The organism is Rhizobacter sp. Root1238 (assembly GCF_001425825.1).
Classification (GTDB): domain Bacteria; phylum Pseudomonadota; class Gammaproteobacteria; order Burkholderiales; family Burkholderiaceae_C; genus Rhizobacter.
The window spans coordinates 118,252-133,361 of record NZ_LMDM01000001.1; the positions used below are offsets into that span (position 1 = coordinate 118,252).

A 15,110-nucleotide genomic window follows, 5' to 3' on the forward strand; every position below is an offset into this window, starting at 1 on the left:
GCTCAGCCCGAACGGAGAGTGTTCCCGCAGACCCTTCGACAAGCTCAGGGCGAACGGAATACGCGCCGGTTCGCCCTGTACGGAGTGCACACCCGCTCGCCCTGAACGGAGTACGCACCCGTTCGCCCTGAGACGGAATACACACCCGTTCGCCCTGAGCTTGTCGAAGGGGCGGACTGAGCCCGTCGAAGGCCGGCGCAGTCAACGAGCCTGACTACTCCTCGACCGCCTCGCCGTTCAGCGAGCGCTCCACCGTCTCCCGCGTCAGCGTCGGCGCGAACGCCTCGATGAACGAGTAGACGTACCCGCGCAGCCACGTCCCACGCCGCACCGCGAGCCGCGTCAGGTTCACCGCGAACAGATCGCGCGCATCGATGGCCCGCAGCTGCCGATCCCGCTCCGCATCGAACGCGATCGACGCGACGATGCCCACGCCCATGCCGAGCTCGGCGTAGGTCTTGATCACGTCCGCGTCCATCGCGGTCAGCACGACGCTCGGCTTCAGCCCTTCGGCGGCGAAGGCCTCGTCGATGTGGGTGCGGCCGGTGTAGCCGACGTCGTAGGTGATGATCGGGTAGCGCGCGAGGCGCTGCAGCGTCAACGGGCCGTCCTGCTTCAGCAGGTCGTGCCCGATCGGCACCACCACGCTGTGTGTCCAGCGGTAGCACGGCAGCGCCACCAGCTGCTCGTAGCCGGCCAGCGCCTCGGTCGCGATGCCGATGTCGGCTTCGCCGGACAGCAGCATCTCGGCCACCTGCTTCGGCGAGCCCTGGTGCAGGTTCAGCGTGACCTGCGGGTACAGCTGGCGGAAGTCGCGCACGACCGCCGGCAGCGCGTAGCGGGCCTGCGAGTGGGTCGCGGCGATCGACAGCCGGCCGCTGGTCTGCGCGCTGAACTCGTCGCCGGCACGGCGCAGGTTCTCGGCATCGAGCAGCAGCCGCTCGACGATCGGCAGCACCGCCTCGCCGGGTGGCGTGAGGCCGGTGAGCCGCTTGCCGGCGCGCACGAAGATCTCGATGCCGAGCTCGTCCTCGAGCTCGCGGATCTGCCGGCTGATGCCCGGTTGGGACGTGTGGAGCACCGCGGCCACCTCGGTCAGGTTGAAGCCGCAGCGCACGGTCTCGCGGACAGACCGCAGTTGCTGGAAATTCATTCGCGTGGGCGCGGCCGCGGGGGTGGCGCGGCATGCGCATGAGTAGGTGCGTGATTCTGCTGAGCGCCCCTCTCTCCTACAACGAATGATTCCTTATGACCATATTCGCGCGGGGATCACGACAGCAGCTGCTTGCGCGCCCGGTGCAGGCGCACGAACAGGTTGTCCTCGGTGATCGCCAGCGCCTGACACACCTGCTCGGTCGGCTGGTCGTGCAGCACGCGCAGCCGCATCAAGTCGCGCAGCCCGGTCGGCAGCGCCTCGATGCGCGCCAGCAGCCGGTGGAGCTGCTGGCGCTGCTCGGCGACCTCGTCCGGCCGGGCCTGCGGGCATTCGAGCGCGGCGGCGCCGATCGCCTCGCCGTCGTCGTCCAGCCACTGCGCGTCCAGGCTGTCGTGGCCGGCGCGCTGGCGCACCAGGTCGACGATCTTGTTCTTCAGCACCGCCGTCAGCCACGAGCGCAGCGCGGCCCGCCCGCCGAAGCTCGCGCGGCCGGAGAGCACCGCCTCGAACACGTCGTGCACCACGTCCTCGGCCAGCATCGGGTCGTGCAGCTTGCGCTGCGCGAAGCGCACCAGGTAGCCGCGGTGCGACACCATCTCCGACCACGACACCGCGGCAGGCGGGAAGGCGGTGGCGGCGGCAAGCTGGGCGGTGGCGGCGACGTGCATGGTGGGCTCCAGGGAACGGTCGTTGTCGATGGACATGACTGTGGCCAGCGCACCTCGCGCCGCCGTCGCCGAACCTCACAGGAAGATCACATTTGCCTCAGGACGCGCTTTGTCGCCGGCGGCCGGGTGCGTAAGAAGCGCCCCGGCCCGCACGACAATGCCCCCATGCCCGCCACCATCCTCGTCGCCGAAGACCAGACCGACATCCGCGATCTGATCGTGCTGAACCTCAGCAACTCGGGGTATGCCGTGACGGCCGTGGCCGACGGCATCGCGGCGCTGGCCAGCCAGAACGAACAGGCGAGCGACCTGCTGATCCTCGACCTGATGATGCCGGGGCTGGACGGGCTGGAGGTCTGCAAGGCGCTGCGCGCGCGCGGCCGCAGCACGCCGATCCTGATGCTGACCGCCAAGGCCACCGAGCTCGACCGCGTGCTCGGCCTGGAGCTGGGTGCCGACGACTACCTGACCAAGCCGTTCTCGCTGGCCGAGCTGCTGGCGCGCGTGAAGGCGCTGCTGCGCCGCGCCGACCTGCTGCGCGCCGCCCAGGCCGGTGCGCAGGCGCAGGCCGGCACGCTGCGCAACGGCGACCTGGAGATCCTGCCGACCAAGCGCCAGGTGCGCTACCGCGGCGAGGAGATCGACTTCACCGCGCTGGAGTTCGACCTGCTGCTGCACTTCGCGAACCACCCGGGGCATGTGTTCTCGCGCGGGCAGCTGCTGAATGCGGTGTGGGGCTACACGCACGACGGCTACGAGCACACGGTGACGACGCACATCAACCGGCTGCGCGCGAAGCTGGAAGCCGACCCGATGAGGCCCCAACTGATCCTGACCGTGCGCGGCGCCGGCTACAAGATGCGCGACGCTCCATGAGCGTGCGCCTCAAGATCGCGCTGACGATCGTCGCGACCGGCCTCGTCACCGCGCTCGCGGTCATCGCCACCGTCGCGTTCGCGTTCCAGCGCTTCGAGCACGAGACCACGTACCAGCGTTCGACGGTCTTCCTCGGCCGGGTCGTCGCGATGTACGACAACCTGTTCGAGATGCGCGAGCGGCATCCGGAGGATTTCGACGCGTTCCTGAAGAACCTGGTGCTGTTCGAGCCCGACACCCAGCTCTACCTGCTCGACCCGCAGGGCACCGTGCTGGCGAGCACCGGCTCGGCGCGGCTCGCGCCCGGCTTCCGCGTCGCGATCGATCCGGTGCGGCAGGCGGTGTCGTCGCAGGCGTCGTCGTACGTGATGGGCGACGACCCGGAGCGCATGGATGCCGATGCGGTGATCGCCGCGCGGCCGATCGGCCGCCCGCAGATCCGCGGCGGCGACAACCTGGCCGGCTACCTCTACCTGGTGGCGCACAAGGCCGACCTGCCGGCCGACCGCTGGCAGGTGCTGAGCGCCAGCGTCGCGCGGCCGGCGCTCGGCGTGATCGCCGGCATCGTGATGCTGACCACGCTGCTGGCGGCGATGGTCATCGCGTCGGTGACGCGCCCGCTGCGCCGGCTCACCGAAGCGGTCGCGATGCTGTCCGAGAAAGGCCTGCAGGACGGCGCGGCCGATGCGCAGCCGCTGCTGCCGCCGCCCACCGCCGACGAGTTCGGGCAGCTGACGCGGGCGTTCGGCGCGATGCTCGCGACGCTGCAGCGGCAGTGGAACGCGCTGAGCCGGCTCGACCACTTCCGGCGCGAGGCGGTCAGCAACCTGTCGCACGACCTGCGCTCGCCGCTGACCGCCACCGATGCCTGCCTCGAGACGCTGGAAGCCCGCTGGGCCGGCGACGCGGCCCGCACCGACGACCGCCGGCTGGTCGAGGTGGCGCTGCGCAACACGCGCAATGCGTCGCGCCTGGTGAAGGCGCTGGGCGACCTCGCGACACTCGACGAGCCGAGCTTCCAGCTGCGCGCCGAGCAGGTCGACCTGCGCGAGCTGCTCGACGACATCCAGCTGCGCTTCGCCGAGCGCGCGGTGCAGTCGGGCGTCGAGCTGCGGGCCGGGCCCGGCGACGCGCCGGTGCCGGCCGAGGTCGACGTGGAACTCTTCGAGCGCGCGATCGCGAACCTGGTCGACAACGCATTGAAGTTCTGCGGCCCCGGCTGCCGCGTCACGCTCGCGGCGGCCAGCGCCGGCACACAGGCCGAGGTCAGCGTCGGCGACACCGGGCCTGGCATCCCGGCGGCCGACCTGCCGCATCTGTTCGATCGCTTCTACCAGGCGCGCACCACGGTGGCGCCCGCCACCGGCGAAGGCGGCAAGGGGCTCGGGCTCGCGATCGTCAAGCGCATTGCGGAGCTGCATGGCGGCGCGGTGGCGGTGGAAAGCCCGCCCGCCGGCGGCACGCGCGTGATCCTGCGCATCCCCTTGCTGCGGGACAGCGCTGCCCTGTAACGGTGCAGGAAAACACCTAGTGCGTGCGTGGTGCCGTGCTCCCAAAATCCGCCCACTCGCGGCCAGCATCCCCGGATGACCGGCTGGGCGGGGGACTGAGGAGACAGACACAACGCATCCAGGGTCGCGTCATTCACGCGTTCAAGGCTGCGACACACCGACAGGCCGGCACTCCAACGAGCGACCGGACCGATGACAAAATGCGAAGGGCGCCAGGTGATCCTGGCGCCCTTTCCACTTCATGTCTGCCCCCGCCCCGGGTACGGGGAACGCCCCCCGAGGGGGCTCGGGCCGGCTTGGGGCGGCCCGGCGCTCGGCCCGCCGCGTTCAACGACCTCCCATGTTTGATCTCATCACAGTCACCATCGCTTCGTTGTTCGCGGGTTTCATCGATGCCATCGTCGGCGGCGGCGGGCTGATCCTGGTGCCTGCGCTGTTCAGCGTCTACCCGGGTGCGGCGCCGGCGACGCTGCTGGGCACCAACAAGGGCGCGGGTGTCTGGGGCACCGGCTGGGCCACCGCGCAATTCGCCAAGCGGGTGCAATTGCAGTGGAGTGCGCTGATGCCGGCGGCCGTGGCCGCACTGGTCGGCGGGCTGAGCGGCGCGTGGACCGTCACGCTGGTCAGTGCCGATGGCCTGCGCAAGGCCTTGCCGCTGATCCTGATCGGCGTGCTCGCGTACACGCTGGCGCGCAAGGACATGGGGCGCACGCATGCGCCGCTGCACACCGGCCGCACGCAGGCGCTGCTGGCCAGCGGCATCGGGCTGGTGATCGGCTTCTACGACGGCTTCTTCGGCCCCGGCACCGGCAGCTTCTTCGTGTTCCTGTTCGTGCGCCTGCTCGGCTACGACTTCCTGAACGCGAGCGCCAGCGCGAAGCTGCTGAACACCGCGACCAACCTCGCCGCGCTCGCGCTGTTCGCGATCAAGGGCCATGTCTGGTGGCACATCGCGCTGACGATGGCGGTGGCCAACGTGATCGGGAGCCTGCTCGGCACGCGCCTCGCGCTGAAGCACGGCGCGGGCTTCGTGCGCGGGGTATTCATTGCGGTGGTGTCGGCGCTGATCCTCAAGACGGGCTGGGACGCGTTTCTGAAATAGGGCCGAGGCGGCCGAAAAAGGGGGATTTCCCGCATTGTTCGATGGATCGCCGGCGGGCCGGCTGCGTAGCATCGAGCGTGAAGATCTGCTCTACGACCCGGATTCCGCCATGCCTGTCATCGACCCCAAGCTGCGTTCGCTGAACATCGACGTGCCCGCCCAGCCCGAGGCGCTGGTCAAGCTGTCCCTGCTGCTGGCCGAGGACGAGGTGAACCTGCAGGCGCTGGCCCGGCTGATCGAAAGCGACATGGCCCTGGCCTCGGCCGTGCTGAAGGCGGTCAATTCGTCGCTCTACGGCCTGAAGGGGCGCGTGCAGAGCGTGCAGCAGGCCGTCACCTACCTCGGCACGCGCGAAGTCGCGGCCGTCACCTTCGAGATGGGCCTGCGCGCGGTGTTCCCGCCGGCGCCCGAGCTGGAACCGATGTGGCAGCGCGCCAGCGTGCGCGGCCTGCTGATGGGGCGCATCGGCCAGGTGCTGAGCGTCGACCCGTGGGGCGCGCATTCGGCCGGGCTGTTCGAGGAATGCGGCAAGGCGGTGCTGTTCAAGCACGCGCAGGCGGTCTACCAGCCGATGCTCGCGTCGGCCGCTGACGACACCGAATTGATGTACCTCGAGAGCCAGGCCTTCGGCGTCAGCCACGACCTGCTCGGCGCGGCGCTGTGCGAAAGCTGGGGACTGGCGCAGGCGGCCGTGGCCAGCGTGCGCCACCATGTGACGGTGAACGCGACGCGCGAACTGCCGCCGCAGGTGCCGCGGCGCTCGATCTGCGCGCTGTCGGCGCTGGCGAATGCGCTGATGACCGATCCGGATTCGCTCGAGGAAGTGGCGCGCGCGGTGGCGCCGCAGGCCTTGCTCGACGAGACGCTGGTGCTGCGCGGTGCGCGCAAGGTCAAGCAGCAGATCGAGGACGCGGAAGCCCGCTAGATGACGGCCCCTCGGTCGACGAGTACGTCGACCGATCCCCCGAGGGGATGCGGGCCGGCTTGGGGCGGCCCGGCGCTCGGCCCGCTGCCCGCATGGGTCACACCCTGCGGGTCGTCTCGCGCACGATCAGTTCCAGCGGCGGCACCTGCACCTCTTCGGCGGTGTGGCCGAGCATGCCGAGCAGCGCGTGCGCTGCGTACAAGCCCATCTCGTAGATCGGTTGGCGCACCGTCGTGATCGGCGGCGTCAGGTAGGCGGCGGCCGGCAGGTCGTCGACGCCGACCAGCGACACGTCGTCCGGCACCCGGATGCCGCGCCGGTACAGCACCACCCGCGCACCGAAGGCCGACTGGTCGTTGGCGCAGAACACCGCGGTGAACGAGCGCCCGCCGTCGAGCAGCCGCGTCATCGCGAGCAGGCCGCCCGGCTCGGTGAAATCGCCCTGCACCACCAGCTCGGGGTCGGGCGTCAGCCCCGCTTCTTCATGCGCCTGCAGGTAGCCCTGGTAGCGGTCTTTCGCGTCGTCGTGGTCGCGCACGCCGGCGATGTGGGCGATGCGCCGGTGCCCGAGCGAGATCAGGTGGCGCGTGGCGAGGTAGCCGCCGCGCACCTGGTCGAGCTTGATCGCGATGATGTTGTGGCTGTCGAGGTGGCGGCCGGTCACGACGATCGGCTGGTGGCGCGCGAACTCGACGATCTGCGCGTCGTCCATGTGGCCGGTGAGGATCACGACGCCGTCGATGCGGCGCGTCATCAGCAGCCGCACCCGCTCGGCCTCTTCGCGCGCATCCCAGTGGCCGCTGACGATGATCGGCGCGTAGCCGCTGCCGAGCAGCCCGGTCTCGATGCCCTTCATCGCCCGCGTGTAGAACGGGCTTTCGATGTCCTGCGCCAGGATGCCGATGGTCATCGTGGTGCCGGTCTTCAGGCTGCGCGCGAACAGGTTGGGCTTGAAGTCGAGCTTGCTGATGGCGGTTTCAACCGCCTGACGCTTGTCGGAGGTGACGCGGGCCGTGCCGTTCAGGATGCGCGACACCGTGCTCGGCGAGACGCCGGCCTCACGTGCCACGTCGAGCAGGGTCACGGCAGCCGGGACGGTCAGGGGCGAACGGGCATTCGGACGGGTCACGGTGTGCGGTGGCGAGAGGGCGATTCGCGATTTTGCATGGGGTTTCAAGTATGGCAACGTTTTCATGACCGTGCCAAAACCAGATGGCACCATGATCGGGACAGATGGCCGACCTCGGCCGGCACGAAATGCGGGCAGGCTCCGTCAGCCGTCGACACGAGGAATGTCAGAAATGGCGCCAATGCTGCGTTGCAGCGCTATCTGGCAGCCGGTTACGCGCCCGGAACAAGTTGCGCCATCTCGGGGATTTCCCCAATCCGAACCACCTTGACCACCGCTGGTACCCCGTTTCTAATCCTGCTTGTCTTGAAATCGATTTCATAAATGACGCCATGAATCGGTCAGGAGGACTGTCCGGAATCCCCTCAGGGTGACTCCGGAGAGGACTTTCCCTCACTGGTGCAGCACCCCGGGTTTTGTCGATTGACACCCCGTTGCTGCACGGTTGAAATCGTTTGCAGATGTGAAATCGATTTCAGTCAGACCGAGCTGGCCGAAGTTCGACCCCGCGTCAGGCACGAGCCTGTACAACAGCCGACGGAGCGAAAGGCAGCCCGCCCGGCGTTCCACAAAGACCTCAGGAGACACGACGTGACACGACTGATGAACCCCCTGCTGCTGAGCGCGGCGCTGGCAATGGCCTCGGCTGCTTCGGCCCAGACCACGACGACGCTGACGGTGGCGTCCTTCCCGAGCTTCGACCTGGCCGTCAAGGCGGCGATTCCGCTCTACAAGAAGCTGCACCCCGAGGTCGAGATCAAGCTGACCAGCCTGGCGTTCGGCGACCACCACACCGCGATGACGACGGCGCTGGCCACCGGTGCCAACCTGCCGGACGTGATGGCGGTGGAAGTGGGCTTCATCGGCAAGTTCGCCGAATCGGGTGGCCTGGAAGACCTGGGCAAGGCGCCGTACAACGGCATGCAGTCCACGTCGAAGATCGCCAAGTTCACCGTGCCGCAGGGCATGAGCGGCAGCGGCGTGCTGGCCGCGATGCCGGCCGACATCGGCCCGGGCGCGCTGTTCTACCGCAAGGACCTGCTCGACAAGGCCGGCGTCAGCGAAGCCGACCTGACCAAGAGCTGGGAGTCGTACATCGAATCGGGCAAGAAGGTGAAGGCCGCGACCGGCGCCTACCTGCTCGCGAGCGCGGTCGACATCAAGGACATCTACATCCGTTCCGGCCTGAAGGACGGCGAGGGCATCTTCTTCGACAAGAAGGGCACGCCGCTGATCAACACGCCGCGCTTCGAGAAGGGCTTCGAGCTCGCCAAGGCCGCGCGCACCGCCGGCATCGACGCCAAGATCACCGCCTGGTCCAACGAATGGAGCGAAGGCTTCAAGCGCGACAAGGTCGCCTCGCAGATGATGGGCGCCTGGCTGGCCGGCCACCTGTCGAACTGGCTGGCACCGGAGTCCAAGGGCAAGTGGCGTTCGGCGCAACTGCCGAACGGCGCCTACGCCTCGTGGGGCGGCTCGTTCTACGCGATCCCGAAGAAGGCGGCGAACAAGGCCGCGGCCTGGGACTTCATCAAGTTCATGACGCTGGACAAGGGCATGCAGATCGAGGCCTTCCGCAGCCTGGACGCCTTCCCGTCGCTGATCGAAGCGCAGAGCGATCCCTTCCTCGACCAGCCGATCGAGTACCTGGGCGGCCAGAAGGCGCGCCAGATGTGGAAGGTGTCGGCCGACAAGATCAAGGCGATCGCGGTCGACAAGTACGACCCGGTGGCCAACGACGTCGTCAATGCCGAACTCGACAAGGTGCTCGAGCAGAACAAGGACATCAAGACGGCCCTGGCGGATGCGCAGGAACAGGTCAAGAAGCGCGTGCGCCGCTGACCTCTCCCGCCCGCCTGATTCCCCGCTGATCGACTCACGCTGACTGAGCAACCGGACGCTGCGCGACCCGCCGCGTCCGGATTGCACTCGACACCATGCAGGCCATGCCCAAATCCACGGTCCCGACGACCACGACGCCACTCGGTGCCGCCCAGCCCGGCGTGCGCAAGCGCCGCCGCAGCTTCCGCGACATCGCGCCGTACGTGTTCATCAGCCCGTTCTTCATCCTGTTCCTGGTGTTCGGGTTGTTTCCGCTGCTGTTCTCGATCTACATGTCGTTCCACCGCTGGGAGCCGGCGGCCGGCCTCGAGGCGATGCAGTGGGTCGGGCTGGAGAACTACGTCTACGTCATCACCAACGACGACTGGTTCCGCAAGTCGCTCTACAACACGGTGTGGATGGCCGTGGTGTCGGGCGTGCCGCAGCATGCGGTCGCATTGCCGCTGGCGTTCTTCCTGCACACCGCGTTCGGCCGCTGGCGCAACGCGGTGGTCGGCGCGTACTTCCTGCCGTTCATCACGTCGACGGTGGCGATCTCGCTGGTGTTCTCGTCGCTGTTCTCGCGCGATTACGGCGTGGTCAACGCGGCGCTCGGCGCGATGTCGCAGGTGCCGGTGATCGGCTGGCTGTTCCCGTCGCAGAACATCGACTGGGGCCAGCCCTACTACACGAAGTGGATGATCTCGTTCGTCGTGTGGTGGCGCTATGTGGGCTTCAACACCGTGCTGTACCTGTCGGCCATCCAGACGATCCCGAAGGACCTGTTCGAGGCCGCGACGATGGACGGCGCGAAGGCCTGGCAGCAGTTCCGCTACGTGACGCTGCCGATGCTCAAGCCGATGATCTTCTTCGCGGTCACGCTGACCATCATCGGCAACCTGCAGCTGTTCGAGGAGCCGTTCATCCTGACCGGCGGCACCGGCGGCCTCGACCAGGCCGGCAAGACGGCGGCAATGCACATGTACGCGACGGCCTTCATCGACAACGACTTCGGCACCGCGTCGAGCATCGCCTGGCTGCTGTTCATGGTGATCGCACTGGTCACCTGGGGCAACAACCGCCTGCTCGGCGAAAAGAAGGCCTGACGCGATGAGCTCGACCTCGATCCGCTTCGCCAACCCGGCCACCGCCGCGAGCGCCTACGCCATCGTGCTCGGCGGCGCGCTGCTGATGCTGGCGCCGTTCTATTTCATGTTCGTGTTCGCGACGCATTCGAACCACGAGATCCTGTCGGTGCCGCCGCCGCTGTGGTTCGGCGACGCCTTCATCGACAACGTGAAGCTGCTGCTCGACCGGCTGCCGTTCTTCTGGCGCAACCTGAGCTGGAGCGTCTACATCGCGGTGGCGATCACCGCGTTGAACCTGCTGTTCTGCTCGCTGGCCGGCTTCGCGTTCGCGATGTACGACTTCAAGCACAAGGACCGGCTGTTCGGCTTCGTGATGGCCACGCTGCTGCTGCCGAGCTTCGTCGGGATGATCCCGACCGCGCTGACGATGAGCTGGCTCGGCTGGCTGAACCAGCCGAAGGCGCTGATCGTGCCGGCCGCTTGCGGCGCGCTCGGCATCTTCATGATGCGGCAGTACATCGGCTCGGCGATCCCGCGCGACCTGGTCGATGCCGCGCGCATCGACGGCTGCGGCGAGTTCGGCATCTACCTGCGCATCGTCGTGCCGCTGATCGGCCCGGCGCTGGGCACGCTCGGGCTGGTCACCTTCATCGGCGCGTGGAACAACTTCCTCGGCCCGCTGATCGTGATGCGCGACATGGAGATGTTCACCGTGCCGCTCGCGCTGCGTTCGCTGCAGGGCACCGGCCAGACGCCGTGGGGCGCCATCTGCGCCGGCTCGTCGATCGCGGTGCTGCCGTTGCTGGTGATGTTCGTGCTGGCCTCGCGCCGGCTGATCGAAGGGCTGACCGCCGGCGCGGTCAAGGCCTGATCGTTCCTACCGACGTTCTCTTCAAGGATCCCGACCCGTGACCGACCCGAAATTTCCCCGCGGCTTCGCGTGGGGTGTCGCCACCAGCGCCTACCAGATCGAAGGCGCGGCCCGTGAAGACGGCCGCGGCCCGTCGATCTGGGACACCTTCTCGCACACCCCGGGAAAGACCTTCGACGGCCACACCGGCGACGTTGCCTGCGACCACTACCACCGCTGGGCCGACGACGTCGAGCTAATCGCCGGCCTGAACGTCGACAGCTACCGCTTCTCGATCGCCTGGCCGCGCGTGCAGCCGCTCGGCCATGGCGCGTGGAACGACAAGGGCCTGGCGTTCTACGACCGGCTGGTCGACCGCCTGCTCGAACGCGGCATCGCGCCGCACCTGACGCTGTACCACTGGGACCTGCCGCAAGGGCTGCAGGACCTCGGCGGCTGGGGCTCGCGCGACACCGCGCACCGCTTCGCCGAGTACGCCGCGGTGATCGGCCGCAGGCTGGGCGACCGCGTCGCCAGCATCGCGACGCACAACGAGCCGTGGTGCACCGCCTACCTCGGCAACGGCAACGGCCAGTTCGCGCCCGGCTTCAAGGACCCGCAGCTCACGGTGCAGGTCGCGCACCACCTGCTGCTGTCGCACGGCCTCGCGCTGCAGTCGATGCGCGCGGCCGGCGTGAAGGCGCCGCTGGGCATCGTGCTGAACCAGTCGCCGGCGACGCCCGCCACCGGCAGCGCGACCGACATCGCGCTGGCCGAGCGCGAGTACGCGACCTTCGTGCGCTGGTACATGGACCCGATCTTCCTGAAGCGCTACCCGACGGCCCCCGGGGTGCACCTTTACCCGGTCACGCATGAAAACGATTTCGAAGTGATCGCGCAGAAGCTCGATTTCCTCGGCGTCAACTACTACACGCGCATCTGGGCCTCGAGCGAGGAGCCGCCGCGCCCGGCGCCGAAGCTGCGCGGCGAGAGCGACATGGGCTGGGAGAACTACCCGCAGGGGCTGACCGAGCTGCTGGTGAAGATCCACAAGGACTACCCGCTGCCGCCGGTGTGGATCACCGAGAACGGCACGGCCTGCGCCGACCAGATCGACGGCGGCAAGGTGGCCGACCCGCAGCGCATCGACTACCTGAGCAGCCACCTCGGTGCGGTGAGCGATGCCATCGCGCAAGGCGTGGACGTGCGGGGCTTCTTCTACTGGAGCCTGCTGGACAACTACGAGTGGAACTCCGGTTACGCGAAGCGCTTCGGGCTGGTGCACGTCGACTACGCGACACAGCAGCGCACGCTGAAGGACAGCGCGCACTGGTACCGCGAGTTCATCGCTCGCACCCAAGACAAGACGGAGAGTTGAGATGGCTGCCCTGACCCTGCGCGGCGTGCGCAAGAGCTACGAGAACAAGGTCGAGGTGATCCGCGGGATCGACCTCGACATCGCCGACGGCGAATTCGCGGTCTTCGTCGGTCCGTCCGGCTGCGGCAAGTCGACGCTGCTGCGGATGATCGCCGGCCTCGAAGACATCGACCAGGGCGAGATCCGCATCGGCGGCGACCTGATCAACGAGGTACCGCCGGCCGACCGCGGCGTCGCGATGGTGTTCCAGAGCTATGCGCTGTACCCGCACATGACCGTCGCCGAGAACATGGGCTTCGCGCTCAAGCTCGCCGGACAGTCGAAGGACGACGTGAAGAAGGCCGTCGGCCGCGCCGCCGAGATCCTGCAGATCACGCACCTGCTCGAACGCAAGCCCAAGGCCTTGTCCGGCGGGCAGCGCCAGCGCGTCGCGATCGGGCGCGCCATCGTGCGCAAGCCGCGCGTCTTCCTGTTCGACGAGCCGCTGTCGAACCTCGACGCATCGCTGCGCGTGCAGATGCGCATCGAGCTGTCGAAGCTGCACAAGGAAATCGGCAACACGATGATCTACGTGACCCACGACCAGGTCGAGGCGATGACGCTCGGCGACCGCATCGCGGTGTTCAATGCCGGCCGCATCGAGCAGGTCGGCACGCCGATGTCGCTGTACGAGCAACCGGCCAACCAGTTCGTCGCCGGCTTCCTCGGCTCGCCGCGCATGAACTTCATCCCCTGCGTCGCCGCGGCCGCCGGCGCCGGTGCGGTGCAGCTGCGCGTCGAACAGGCCGGCACGCTCAGCCTGCCCGGCGGGCTGCCGTCGGGCGCCTCGGCCCAGCTGGTGCTCGGCATCCGCCCGGAACACCTCGGCATCGGCCGCGTCGAGAACGGCCTCGCCGCCCGCGTCGACCTGCTCGAACACCTCGGCGATTCGATCATCGTGCACGCCACGCTGCGCGGCACCGCCAACACCGTCTCGCTGCGCGTGCCCGCCGACCACGAAGGGCTCGGCGCCGGCCAGGACATCGGCCTCGTGCCGCAAGCCTCGCGCGCGCTGCTGTTCAGCGACAGCGGCGCCGCCCTCGCCCTCCACTGAGGCCCCCCATGCCCGCCTCGCTGCCCCTGCTGGCCACCGCCGTGATGAAAACGATTTCTCGGACCGGGTCCGCGACGTTTTCCGCATGGACCGCCCGGTGCCCGGCGGCAGCGTCGCGCCCCCGTTTTGGCCTGCCACTCCATAGGCCAAAAGCCGCCACTTCGGCGAACGACCTCTTTTCCACCCCAACAGGAGACCAGGAGACACCATGAACAAGAAACCTCTGTTCCTCGCGATGGCGCTTGCAGGCGCCGTCGGTTCGGCCGCCGCCGGACCCGCCATCGACTTCTCGGGCTACATGCGTGCAGGCGTCGGCCTCAACACGCGTGGCGGCAACCAGGTCTGCTACCAGCTGGCCGGCGCCGACACGAAATGGCGCCTGGGCAACGAGTGCGACTACGTGGTCGAGCCCAACATCAATGCGAAGCTGGCCGAGTTCGAGGGTTCCGACTGGCACGTGCACGTGATGCCGAGCGTCTACAAGGCCTGGGACGCCGGCCAGTCGCAGCCGGATGCGCTGACCACGCGCTTCGGCCAGATCTACACCTACGGCGACCACATCAGCCAGCTGGCCAACGGCAAGGTCTGGGCCGGCCGCCGCTTCTACAACCGCCTGCAGCTCGGCATCAACGACCAGTTCCTCGAGAACAACGACGGCAACGGTGCCGGCGTCGAGGACATGGAAGTGGGCATCGGCAAGCTGAGCGTCGCGTTCATGATGGACCCGAACTACGGCGTGCCCGGTGCGGCCAACGACACGTCGGTGAAGAACAACCGCTTCAGCATTCCCGTGCGCCTGACCGGCATCAAGGACATCCCGAACGGCGACCTGTCGATCTACGTGACCGGCTCGATGCAGTCGAAGACCGGCGGCGCCAACGGCGTCGAAGCCGACAAGCAGCCCAAGGGCCTCGCGGTGGGTGCGTACCAGACCATCAACGGTACGCTCGGCGGCGCGACGATCTTCGGTGCCAAGTTCGACAAGCTGGGCGAGACCAAGAACAGCCGCGTCGTGATCCAGCAGACCGGCAAGTTCGGCGAGACCACCGGCTGGGATGCGATTGCCGAATACCGCATCAACAAGCAGATCAACGACGGCGGCAACAAGTGGTTCTCGATCGGTGCGCGCACCGACACCTACCTCGGTGGCCCGTTCCGCGCGCTGCTCGAGGTCGGTCACGACCAGGTCAAGCCGGACGCCGGCTCGAGCATCGCGGCAGCGGCCGGCAGCACCGGCAACCTGACGATGACCAAGATCACCGGCACGCTGGCCGCATCGGCCGGCAAGGACCCGTGGTCGCGCCCGACCGTGCGCCTGTTCGTCACGCATGCCGCGTGGAACGAAGCAGCACGCCTGAACCTCGGCGGCACCACGCAGGCCGTCTTCGGCGACAAGAAAGCCGGCACCTCCGTCGGGATCCAAGGCGAGACCTGGTGGTGATCGGCCCGGGCCGCCGCCGGTAGGACAGGTTTTGCCGCGGTTGGGGGATCGTGCTTGCCAGACTCCCCCGGT

13 protein-coding genes are annotated in these 15,110 nt (G+C 68.2%); 10 read left to right on the plus strand and 3 right to left on the minus strand.

Annotated elements, in window-relative coordinates:
• Positions 1-214: 214 nt before the first annotated feature.
• Together ASC98_RS00540 and ASC98_RS00545 are read right to left on the minus strand one after the other, a co-directional pair.
• Positions 215-1,153, minus strand: coding sequence for a CysB family HTH-type transcriptional regulator (locus tag ASC98_RS00540; protein ID WP_056802945.1), 939 nt, complete (start codon positions 1,151-1,153; stop codon positions 215-217).
• Between the two features lie 116 nt (positions 1,154-1,269).
• Complete coding sequence (locus ASC98_RS00545; RefSeq protein ID WP_162249254.1) at positions 1,270-1,824, minus strand: sigma-70 family RNA polymerase sigma factor; 555 nt, start codon at positions 1,822-1,824, stop codon at positions 1,270-1,272.
• A gap of 165 nt (positions 1,825-1,989) precedes the next feature.
• Between ASC98_RS00545 and ASC98_RS00550 the strand changes: the two genes are divergently transcribed.
• The 4 genes from ASC98_RS00550 (at position 1,990) to ASC98_RS00565 (ending at position 6,238) form a co-directional block, all read left to right on the plus strand.
• Entirely contained in the window at positions 1,990-2,700 is a 711-nt protein-coding gene (locus tag ASC98_RS00550) for a response regulator transcription factor (RefSeq protein WP_056802951.1), read from the plus strand.
• The gene (locus tag ASC98_RS00555; RefSeq protein ID WP_056802953.1) at positions 2,697-4,211 is read left to right on the plus strand and encodes a HAMP domain-containing sensor histidine kinase; all 1,515 of its coding nucleotides are present in this window, start codon (positions 2,697-2,699) and stop codon (positions 4,209-4,211) included. Before ASC98_RS00550 ends, ASC98_RS00555 begins: the two co-directional genes overlap by 4 nt.
• Before the next feature lie 340 nt (positions 4,212-4,551).
• A complete protein-coding gene (locus ASC98_RS00560; protein WP_056802956.1) occupies positions 4,552-5,313 on the plus strand; it encodes a TSUP family transporter in 762 nt (253 codons plus the stop codon).
• Positions 5,314-5,422: 109 nt separating this feature from the next.
• On the plus strand, positions 5,423-6,238 hold the full coding sequence (locus ASC98_RS00565; protein ID WP_056804679.1) for an HDOD domain-containing protein: 816 nt from the start codon (positions 5,423-5,425) through the stop codon (positions 6,236-6,238).
• A gap of 97 nt (positions 6,239-6,335) precedes the next feature.
• Here ASC98_RS00565 and ASC98_RS00570 read toward each other — a convergent pair whose 3' ends face one another.
• Positions 6,336-7,322, minus strand: coding sequence for a LacI family DNA-binding transcriptional regulator (locus ASC98_RS00570; protein ID WP_056802960.1), 987 nt, complete (start codon positions 7,320-7,322; stop codon positions 6,336-6,338).
• A gap of 636 nt (positions 7,323-7,958) precedes the next feature.
• Between ASC98_RS00570 and ASC98_RS00575 the strand changes: the two genes are divergently transcribed.
• From ASC98_RS00575 to ASC98_RS00600, 6 genes are all read left to right on the plus strand, one after another.
• The gene (locus ASC98_RS00575) at positions 7,959-9,209 is read left to right on the plus strand and encodes an ABC transporter substrate-binding protein (protein WP_235581122.1); all 1,251 of its coding nucleotides are present in this window, start codon (positions 7,959-7,961) and stop codon (positions 9,207-9,209) included.
• Between the two features lie 104 nt (positions 9,210-9,313).
• A complete protein-coding gene (locus tag ASC98_RS00580; RefSeq protein ID WP_056804682.1) occupies positions 9,314-10,294 on the plus strand; it encodes a carbohydrate ABC transporter permease in 981 nt (326 codons plus the stop codon).
• A gap of 4 nt (positions 10,295-10,298) precedes the next feature.
• Positions 10,299-11,147: a carbohydrate ABC transporter permease gene (locus ASC98_RS00585; protein WP_056802965.1), complete on the plus strand. Its 849-nt coding sequence runs from the start codon at positions 10,299-10,301 to the stop codon at positions 11,145-11,147.
• Positions 11,148-11,184: 37 nt separating this feature from the next.
• Entirely contained in the window at positions 11,185-12,504 is a 1,320-nt protein-coding gene (locus tag ASC98_RS00590) for a GH1 family beta-glucosidase (protein ID WP_056802967.1), read from the plus strand.
• A gap of 1 nt (position 12,505) precedes the next feature.
• Positions 12,506-13,597 (plus strand): ABC transporter ATP-binding protein, encoded by a 1,092-nt coding sequence (locus ASC98_RS00595; protein ID WP_056802969.1) that lies wholly within the window; start codon positions 12,506-12,508, stop codon positions 13,595-13,597.
• A gap of 208 nt (positions 13,598-13,805) precedes the next feature.
• Positions 13,806-15,038: a carbohydrate porin gene (locus ASC98_RS00600; protein WP_056802971.1), complete on the plus strand. Its 1,233-nt coding sequence runs from the start codon at positions 13,806-13,808 to the stop codon at positions 15,036-15,038.
• Positions 15,039-15,110 lie beyond the last annotated feature (72 nt).